General features: G+C 65.7%; 2 protein-coding genes. One reads left to right on the top strand and one right to left on the bottom strand.

The features are described from left to right. Positions 1 to 149: 149 nt before the first annotated feature. The gene (locus tag C2L58_RS44760) at positions 150 to 734 is read right to left on the bottom strand and encodes a TetR/AcrR family transcriptional regulator C-terminal domain-containing protein (protein WP_103343704.1); all 585 of its coding nucleotides are present in this window, start codon (positions 732 to 734) and stop codon (positions 150 to 152) included. 95 nt (positions 735 to 829) lie between these two features. Here C2L58_RS44760 and C2L58_RS44755 point away from each other — a divergent pair, with 95 nt between their 5' ends. After that, positions 830 to 2,251: an FAD-dependent monooxygenase gene (locus tag C2L58_RS44755; protein WP_103343703.1), complete on the top strand. Its 1,422-nt coding sequence runs from the start codon at positions 830 to 832 to the stop codon at positions 2,249 to 2,251. The last annotated feature ends 198 nt before the right edge of the window (positions 2,252 to 2,449 follow it).

The raw sequence follows: 2,449 nt of genomic DNA, 5'->3' as shown, positions 1-2,449 counted from the left end.
GCGGGGACAGGATTTGAACCTGCGACCTCTGGGTTATGAGCCCAGCGAGCTACCGAGCTGCTCCACCCCGCGCCGTTTTGGTACTTCAATAGATTACACGGGGTCGCGAGGGGCCTTACACCGGGGTCCGAAAAGCCCCTGACCTGGCCTTACGGTGCCTCGAGCCACTGCCGGACTCCACTGAGGACCATGGTCAGCCCGTCCTCGAACCGCGCGTCGGCGTCCCCCAGCACCGCCTCGCCGGCCGACTCGCGGTAGCGCTCGTCGAACTCGCCGGGCATGGGCCGCACGGCCTGTTCCTCGATCACGTAGCCGATGACGAAGCAGTAGACGGTGAACGTCGCCCGGCTCGCCCGCCGCTCGTCGAGCCCGGCTTCGATGCTCCGGCGCAGCGGGTGCTCGCCGACCAGGCTCGTGTCGCCGAGGTACGTGCCGGCGAAAACCTTTCCGCCGTCGCGATAGGCGAGCATCATCCGCCGAAGCGCCCGGGCGCTGTGCGCGGCACCTTCCCACTCCCCCGCCGACGCCGGCGGCCGCCGATCGGCCACGGAGTCGCGGTACATCTGGGTCGCCATCTCGTCGAGCAGTTCCTGTTTGTTCTTCATGTGCCAGTAGAGCGCGGGCGCCTGGACGCCGAGGTCGGCGGCGATCAGCCGGAGCGTGAGCCCGTTGAGCCCCACTTCGTTGAGCAGCTTCAGCCCGGCCCGAGCGATGTTCTCCCTGGTCAGGGCCATCTTTTGCAGCACCTCTCCGGATCACGGCTTGACAATTTAACGATGTTAAGGCCACTCTGGGGACAGGTCAATTTAACGTTGTTAAGGAGCTGGGGATGCAGGAGTTGACGGCGGAGGTGGTCGTCGCCGGCGCGGGCCCGACGGGCCTGATGCTGGCGAACGAGCTGGCACTGGCCGGAGTGGACGTTCTGGTGCTCGAGCGGATGCACGAGCGAACGGGGTTGTCGAAGGCGCTGAACCTTCAGCCCCGGACGGCGGAAGTCCTGGATCTGCGGGGTTTGCTGCCTCGTGCGCGGGACCGCTCGTTCGCGACTGTCGCGGACGGACACTTCGCGGTGATCCCGGTGCCCTACACGGGCTGGGACACGCGCCACCCGTACCAGCTGGGCATCCCGCAGGCGGAGGTCGAAGCGGCCTTGGAGGAGCGCCTAGCGGAGCAGGGAGTGAAGGTGCGGCGAGGGCACGAGCTCACGAACTTCGTCCAGGACGCCGACGGCGTCACGGTCACCGCGGGAGACCTGCGCATCCGGGCGGCGTACCTGGTGGGCTGCGACGGCGGCCGCAGCGGGGTGCGCAAGGCGTTGAACATGTCGTTCGAAGGCATCGAGGGCCAGGGCCACGGCGTGGCAGCGGACGTGCTCTTCAAGTCGACACCGCCCAACGCACCGACGCAGTGGCGCTCGATGACCAACATGGTGACCTCGCAGAGCCCGGGCAAGTTCATCGGCGTCATCCCGCTGGCCGAGCCGAACCTGTACCGAATCAGCTTCGGCGACCGCCTGAACCGCCCGGCCAACCTCCGAGCCGACGTCACGGACGAAGAAGTCCACCAAGCAGTAACCGAACGCTTCGGCGCGGAGGTGGAGATAGCGGAGATCCGCTGGGCATCCCGTTTCTCGGACGACAGCCGCCTAGCAGAAACCTACAAGGTGGGCCGGGTCCTCCTCGCGGGCGACGCAGCCCACACCCACTTCCCAGCAGGCGGTCAGGGCCTGAACCTGGGCGTCCAGGACGCAATGAACCTGGGCTGGAAACTGGCAGCAGAGCTGAACAACCGAGCGGCAGCAGGACTCCTGGACACGTACGAGTCAGAGCGCCGCACAGTGGCCAAGCAGGTCCTGGACAACATAGCGGCCCAGAACGCCCTGATCCCCACAACCCCAAACCAGCTGGCCCTACGAGCCCTCTTCCGAGACCTGACAACCCTCCCAGAAGTCCAGCACCACCTGTCAGGAATGGTCTCCGGTCTCAACATCCGCTACGCAACAGAAGAAACCCACTCAGCAACCGGAACCCGCCTCCCCGACTTCCCCCTACCAAGCGGCAACCAGGCAAGCACCTTATTCCACAAAGGAAACTGGGTCCTACTGACAAAAACCCCAACCCCAAACCCCCACACAGAGGTACTCGTAGCAGAGGTCCCAGAACTCCCCTGGCCAGACCTGGAAAAGATCCTCGTCCGCCCGGACGGCTACATAGCAAACACAACAGGCGAAACAACCGCCTGGCTCACCTGACAAGGCAACCACCCACCGGGGGGTCCAGGGGCGGCGAAGCCCCCCTGGCGGGGGTCTGGGGGTTCGACCCCCAGGAGCAAATGCGAAAGAGGGGTGCGTTCGCGCTCTCCGCGAACACACCCCTCCCAACCTCTGTAGCGGGGACAGGATTTGAACCTGCGACCTCTGGGTTATGAGCCCAGCGAGCTACCGAGCTGC

Origin of the sequence: Amycolatopsis sp. CA-126428 (assembly GCF_002904335.1) — a bacterium.
GTDB lineage: Bacteria > Actinomycetota > Actinomycetes > Mycobacteriales > Pseudonocardiaceae > Amycolatopsis.
Note: the sequence above shows the minus strand (reverse complement) of the source record. Positions and strands in the feature narration are given on the sequence as shown.